This window comes from Anaerosolibacter carboniphilus (assembly GCF_014205875.1).
Classification (GTDB): domain Bacteria; phylum Bacillota; class Clostridia; order Peptostreptococcales; family Thermotaleaceae; genus Anaerosolibacter; species Anaerosolibacter carboniphilus.
The window spans coordinates 86654-93261 of the sequence record NZ_JACHEN010000024.1; the positions used below are offsets into that span (position 1 = coordinate 86654).

Here is a 6608-nt window from a genome sequence, read left to right on the forward strand (position 1 = left end):
ATAAATAGAAGAAGCTGCAAACAGCTAGGGCAGTAATTCTAGAAAATCATATAAAAAATGCAGAAAAAAATCAGAATTGAGAAAACAATATAGTATAATATGCTTATGCAAAATTTAACGAAAGAATATATCGGAGACCTATTATGAAAATCAATCCATCTAATAATTACTCCCTCGAAGAAAAGTTATTTGTTTATATGCTTGTGTTTTTCATTCTATTATCTGTAGTTTCTATCATAGGAAACATAACGGTGGGATTTGATTTTGCGGTGAACTACAAATGGATTGCCCTCATCGTTCTATCATGCATTGCCTTTAAGGATGTGATAAAAAAACGGCATATATTTGTGTTTCAGACCATAATAACTTGCATAATTATTTTTGTCTTGTTTCCGAATGGATGGATTACTTCTGGTGGCAATAGCAGCATTACTATGTCCTATGCTTTTTTGATCTGTATATGTGTTTGCTTTATATTCCAAGGAAAGACGAGAGTATTTTTCCTTATCTCAGAAGTCTTGGTGGTCCTCTCCCTCATTGTCCTTGAGATGCGATATCCCAATCTGATCATTAATATTTCCCTTGAACAGCAGGATCTATTAATTCAGATGCCTTTGACCCTTCTGGCGGCTGCCTACATTATCATTGTTTTTTCCAAGGCATATCATGAAGAACGAGAATTGTTGAGGCAATACAGCGAGAAGCTTGAAGAGAGCAATCAACTACTCATGAAGATTTCGAGAACAGATGAGTTGACAGGTACATATAATAGAAGATATTTGTTTGAGAGACTCAATGAGATAAAAACTCAAATTAAGGAGAAGAACCAGCCAGTCATCATTATTATGATCGATATCGATAATTTCAAAACGATTAACGATCAATATGGGCATGTGGTAGGGGATGAGGTATTAAAGCGAGTGAGCAATGGGCTTATTTCGGCCATTGAGAATAAGGGGTTTGTGGGCAGATACGGTGGGGATGAATTTATTATTGTTTTAGAGGATACGACAGTGAAGGAAGGGGCGGAGCTGACATCAAAAATCAAGGGAAGCCTAACCAAGCTGTACGATCATGATGAAATTAGGATTACCGTGAGTGGGGGGATGGCACAACTAGCGATCGAAGATGATATTGATGATGTTCTATCCAATGTTGATAAGTTATTATATAGAGTAAAGCATGGTAGTAAAGACAATATTCTTTTTGAAGATGAATGTGAGGCTGTATAGAGGTCGGAGAATTCCTGGTTATCCTTTGAATATTTTCTAGATTCAAAGACAATAGTAATGAAGTAGGAGATGAGGTAGGCATACCCTGAAGAAATGGAGAGGAGTTATAGCAGCAAATCATATATTTATGAATAAAGGAAGTCAGCTTGTAAAGTTGTTGATCAAATAATTTTGTAGTATAATATTAATCGGAGCTTTAGAAAATATCTAAAGTGCTATTGGGAGGAAGGTCTGTGGAATCGTACTTTATGGAAGCAGCACTACAGGAGGCCCAAAAGGCATTTGAGCTGAAAGAGGTACCCATTGGTGCTGTGGTGGTGAAAGATGGCATCATTGTTGGGCGGGGACATAATTTAAGGGAAACAGCGAAGGATCCTACTGCCCATGCAGAGATGATTGCGATTCAGGAGGCTTCCAAGACCCTGGGCGGATGGCGGCTCATGGACTGTGATCTGTATGTAACCATCGAACCGTGTCCCATGTGTGCTGGTGCTATTATGCTATCTAGAATCAAACGGTTGATTATCGGTGCCATGGACCCAAAAGGTGGTGCAGCAGGTTCTTTACTGAGTATCCCAGAAGATGAACGATTTAATCACCAGACCGAGATCATCCGGGGTGTACAAGAGGAAGCGTGCAGTGGCATAATGAAGGAATTTTTTAGAGAGCTTAGGAAAACAAAATAGATATGGAGAGATGGCAGAGTTCGGTTGATTGCGCACGACTCGAAATCGTGTGTGCTGGAAACAGTACCGTGGGTTCAAATCCCACTCTCTCCGCCATTAGGAACAAATGCGAACCCGACCCGATGTTTCTTTGTCGGGGAGGCGTTCGCTTTTGTTTTCGAGTTACAGTCTGGGTATTAACCGGCGCAAAATTCAATCACGAGAGGTGCTTTATGAATCTTGCCATTGCTTTGGCTCCATGCAAAGTCTGATAACGGACGGAGATTGCATGGAGCGGTAGCGTAAACTGCCGTCCGAATCGGGCTTTGCATGTTCATTCTATTTTAGTAATGAAGGAGCAAAGCCATGAGAAAACCGAATATCTTTGCAGGCCTCCGGGATTTCTTTATCCTGTGGGGCTCCCAATCTGTGTCGAGTCTCGGCACACTTGCCGGAGGCATAGCGGTTACGCTTACCAAACCAGCAAAGAGCCGAACTAGAGTGATCTTTTTTACCTGCGGAATATCATTTGTACTCTGCGAGCCAATCATGAGCTTGGGACGTGTGTTGCCAATCTGGGTACTTTCTGCTTTCGCGTACAGCGTGTTTATGCCTTTTTTGACCGCCAACTTGACGGCAGTCATGCGGACGAATGTGCCCGTAGAAATGCAGGGCCGCGTGTTCTCGGCGCGGGACACAATCCAGTACAGCACTATCCCATTGGGCTTGTTTCTTGGCGGGTTCTTAGCTGACCATGTCTTTGAGCCTTTTATGGCGGTTGCGTCGCCCATACAACAGGCGCTGACCCTCGCTTTCGGGACTGGTAAAGGCTCTGGTATCGCCGTGATGTACTTCATAATCGGCGTCGTTGGAAGCACTTCAAGTTTCATGTGCTTGAGGAATCCAGTCTACAGAAGTTTGGATTGAGCGCGAATAGGATTAGGCATAGTAAATACGCTCCCCCACAGCAGCCAACTTGTTGGCTTAACGGAAAACTCATTTTTGAGTTTTCCGAGAGGATCTTAGGGTTCACCCTAACAAGCCCGGCGAGCAAGTATGTGTACACACAAACATGCTTGCCCGGATGGAAAGACGTACATCTTTCCCCTGCTTGCAAAGATTATTCCGACCATTGTGACGACGGCACTTATGTGGTCTTGTAGACAGCGTTCTCTGCCCGCAAGAGCCCAAAAATATTGTTTAATAAAGCACTAATGAAGGTATTAGGCAAACAAATATATATGATTGACGTATTTAACAAAGAGGGCGTACCTACACCTAAAAAATTCACGATTGAATCTAAAAACGGTGAAGATGTATCTGTAAGGGTAGATCAGGTATTAAATAGGCACTTGGAGAAGCTGGCTGATAACCATATGTTAGTCTTTAAATGTCAAAGTATGCTTAATGGAAAAGAAGTATATTACGACCTTAAATTTGGGCTTGATTCAATGGAATGGATGCTGTTCAGATTATATTAAAAAGTAAATCACAGGGACTGAATTTCCTGTGATTTGCTATACCCTTTTATACCCTTATTTCACCCTTACGTATTTATAACATGATAGACAAAATATCATGGAAAAGATTTTTAAGATAATGGGAACGTTGAAAAATAGACATTTAAGAAAATATTATAACTGTTTATCATGAAGGGCTTATATCTCGAAATCTTGTGTGCTAGAGATAGTACCGTGGGTTCAAATCCCACTCTCTCCGCCAGTGAAAGCAAGGACTGTAGGGTTTTTCCTACGGTCTTTTTTCATGGGATTTTTGAGGCTAGAATGGGAAAAAGGCGACGGTTTGGCGCCGTAATAGGAAAAACTTATGGAAATGACTGAGAAATAAATGAAAATAGAGGATAAAGAATTGGAATTTTATTAGAAATAGGCTGACTGAAAATGGTGTATAAACTTACTGATGAAATTAGATTTAAAATTATAATAGGAGAACCATGCTATAAGTGAATAAGCTTTTTTGAATCAATAAGGACAATTGAAAATTAAATATAGGTAAGTGCTTTTCATAATCTGCCATATCATATTTACTCTACCAACCCTTATAATTAAGGCTTATTAATAAATTTACCTTCAACCATCGTTTTGATGTTTTTATAAAGAAACATAACCTCAAAAAATCCGACTCTATGACCTCAGACATATCAATGCATCGTTAATGCTTAAATATGGTGTTTCAGCAAAGGTGGCATCATCAAGGCTAGGGCATTCAAACATTGCAATTACATTGGACCTATATTTACACGTATATTCAGAGGTAGAGAGTGAGGCAGCAAGTAAGATTGACACAGGTATATTTCAGAAGGTGAATTAAGAATAATGATGCTACTCATGTGTATAGAAATGTGTAAGTAAAGAGAGTCCTAAAATAGATAGGATTCTCTTTACTAGTTTTAAGGAAATTTAAAGGCAATTAAAGGAAGGATAATTTGGAAGATTATAGAAGTAGTATCAACGTGTATTATTGCATAACAGTAGGATAAAGTGAATTAAAGGTAATTTATATAATGCATAGGAGGTAGATTTTGAATGGACATAATATTGAGCGAAGCAATTAGAATAGCGAAACTTGCTGGAACGAAAATCAAGGAACTACGAGAAGCAAAACAATACACTGAATCTGTAAAAGATGGCTATGAACTTGTTACAACCGCAGATTTAGTCTCAAATGATATCATTAAAGCAGAGATTTATAAGGTATTTTGTAATCATGAAATTCTATCCGAAGAAGATAATGGGAATAAAAATCAATCTTTGCAGCAGCCTACATGGATTATTGACCCTATTGATGGTACTGTTGGATATGCAAACGACCACTATCAAGTTGCTGTATCAATTGCTTATGCAGTTGATTGCAAAGTCCGCTATGGAGTTGTTTATAATCCATTCCTTGATGAAATGTATTATGCTTCAGAAAATTCAGGGGCGTTTCTCAATGGCAATAAGATTAGTGTTAAAGATGTTTCAGAATTAAAAAGTTGTGTGATTGGAACTGGTTTTCCACATAGGAAAGATGATATTCAAGAAATAATAAGCCGATTAGGGCGTGTTCTACCTCATATAAGAGATTTGAGAAGATTAGGTTCACCTGCTTTAGATATATGTTGGGTAGCATGTGGAAGAATGCAAGGATTTTATGAGGGAAAGTTATCTCCTTGGGATGTTGCTGCTGCAAAATTAATTGCTATTGAAGCTGGAGCGGAGGTAGGCTACTATAAAAAAGAAGATAATTACCCTGTTCTTGAATGTATTAATGGAAACAATATAATCGTATCAAGTCCTAAAGTGTTCGATGAGCTGAAACACATTCTCGCATAACTATTCAGTATAATCATAATATGATATTGTGCTACTTCGTCATATTCTTATAATGTGTCATAACAGTAGAATATGACGAATTATATTTATTTCAGGCTGATGAAAATGAGCAGGTTATTGTTCAACCAGATGAGAATAGTGCTGTCAAGTGGATACCAATCAATGAAATAGATATTTATTCAAGGGAATCTCATATGAAGAAAGTTTATAACAAAGTAATATCAAAATTGAAAACCTACTTATATGAGTATGAAATTATACAAAACAGTAAGACGAATTATTTTTATGCTGTGTCCTAATTGTAGAATATTACGAAATAGAATGTTTCTTTAAGAAATAGACACTTAGTGCGTAAAGTCAAAGTGATAACTTAATATAATTTGATGTTTATTAAATGGGGGGAGATTTTAATTATGACAATGAAAGATGTTTATACAGAATGTCCAATGTACAAAAAGACACTTATTGCATTAAGACAAACAAACATGGAGGATGCTGAAGATTTATTAAAATGCTATTCTGATGAAAAGGCGGTACCATTTTTCAATTCAGATAATTGCAATGGGGATAATTTTCACTATACAACATTGGAAAGAATGAAAAAACAAATTGAAGTCTGGGATTTTTGTTATAAAAATAAAGATTTTGTAAGGTGGACAGTAATTTTAAACAACACAAACGAAAAAATTGGAACCATTGAGATGTTTCATAGAATTGCAGATGATAAATTTAATCACTACGGATTATTGCGAATTGATTTACATAGCGATTACGAAACTCAACCAATCATTAATGAGATTTTAGAGATTGCTAATGAAAATTTCTATGAAGCATTTGATGTTAAAGCAATTCTTACAAAAGCAATTCCAGATGCGACTGAACGAATTACCTCATTAGTACGAATAGGATATCAGCCACTCAATAGTAAACTGATGACATACGATGACTACTTTGTAAATCTTAAGAATAAGTGAATCTAAATATGATGAGTGCTATGCTATAGTATATAAAGGAAATTGGTGCATGTGCTTCTTATATTACGTCGTAGTTGTAGATTAATGCGACGCAACGATAACGGTTGGACAGGGTTGTCCAACCCTACAAAATTGCAGAGAATCATGTTTTTTGTAGGGAACGATGCCTCCATCGTTCCGAAAAAGATAGGGATTCAAAACCACGGAATGGCGAGGGCGCCGATTCCTACGAGATACTGTACACATTGGTAGGGGCGATTCATGAATCGCCCACAGACCCTAGATACCACTCCAACTATCATTCTGAGTAGACCAGCTAACTGCTGTCAAGAAAAAAATTTACTAATGTGTTCTCAAAATAATGATCATGTGAAATGACCCTTAGTTTTCTACGAATGTTCT

At 37.7% G+C, this 6608-nt stretch carries 8 protein-coding genes and 1 tRNA gene; 8 read left to right on the plus strand and 1 reads right to left on the minus strand.

What is annotated here, in order from left to right:
• The first annotated feature begins 143 nt into the window (after positions 1–143).
• The 3 genes from HNQ80_RS17785 (at position 144) to HNQ80_RS17795 (ending at position 2014) form a co-directional block, all read left to right on the plus strand.
• Positions 144–1232 (plus strand): GGDEF domain-containing protein, encoded by a 1089-nt coding sequence (locus HNQ80_RS17785; RefSeq protein WP_184312018.1) that lies wholly within the window; start codon positions 144–146, stop codon positions 1230–1232.
• A gap of 248 nt (positions 1233–1480) precedes the next feature.
• The gene (gene tadA / locus HNQ80_RS17790; RefSeq protein ID WP_184312031.1) at positions 1481–1918 is read left to right on the plus strand and encodes a tRNA adenosine(34) deaminase TadA; all 438 of its coding nucleotides are present in this window, start codon (positions 1481–1483) and stop codon (positions 1916–1918) included.
• A 4-nt stretch (positions 1919–1922) separates the two neighbouring features.
• Positions 1923–2014: transfer RNA gene (locus HNQ80_RS17795), tRNA-Ser, on the plus strand.
• A gap of 227 nt (positions 2015–2241) precedes the next feature.
• On the opposite strand, the gene HNQ80_RS17800 is transcribed toward HNQ80_RS17795, so the two are convergent.
• Complete coding sequence (locus tag HNQ80_RS17800) at positions 2242–2787, minus strand: hypothetical protein (RefSeq protein WP_184312019.1); 546 nt, start codon at positions 2785–2787, stop codon at positions 2242–2244.
• Between the two features lie 351 nt (positions 2788–3138).
• On the opposite strand from HNQ80_RS17800, the gene HNQ80_RS17805 reads away from it, so the two are divergent.
• The 5 genes from HNQ80_RS17805 to HNQ80_RS25685 all read left to right on the plus strand — a co-directional run bounded on the left by HNQ80_RS17805 (position 3139) and on the right by HNQ80_RS25685 (position 6458).
• On the plus strand, positions 3139–3378 hold the full coding sequence (locus HNQ80_RS17805) for a hypothetical protein (protein ID WP_207727071.1): 240 nt from the start codon (positions 3139–3141) through the stop codon (positions 3376–3378).
• A 655-nt stretch (positions 3379–4033) separates the two neighbouring features.
• On the plus strand, positions 4034–4228 hold the full coding sequence (locus HNQ80_RS26700; protein WP_408626325.1) for a tyrosine-type recombinase/integrase: 195 nt from the start codon (positions 4034–4036) through the stop codon (positions 4226–4228).
• A 215-nt stretch (positions 4229–4443) separates the two neighbouring features.
• Positions 4444–5232, plus strand: coding sequence for an inositol monophosphatase family protein (locus tag HNQ80_RS17815; RefSeq protein WP_184312022.1), 789 nt, complete (start codon positions 4444–4446; stop codon positions 5230–5232).
• Positions 5233–5645: 413 nt separating this feature from the next.
• A complete protein-coding gene (locus tag HNQ80_RS17820) occupies positions 5646–6206 on the plus strand; it encodes a GNAT family N-acetyltransferase (RefSeq protein WP_243183377.1) in 561 nt (186 codons plus the stop codon).
• An 84-nt stretch (positions 6207–6290) separates the two neighbouring features.
• On the plus strand, positions 6291–6458 hold the full coding sequence (locus HNQ80_RS25685; RefSeq protein ID WP_207727072.1) for a hypothetical protein: 168 nt from the start codon (positions 6291–6293) through the stop codon (positions 6456–6458).
• Positions 6459–6608: the final 150 nt, after the last annotated feature.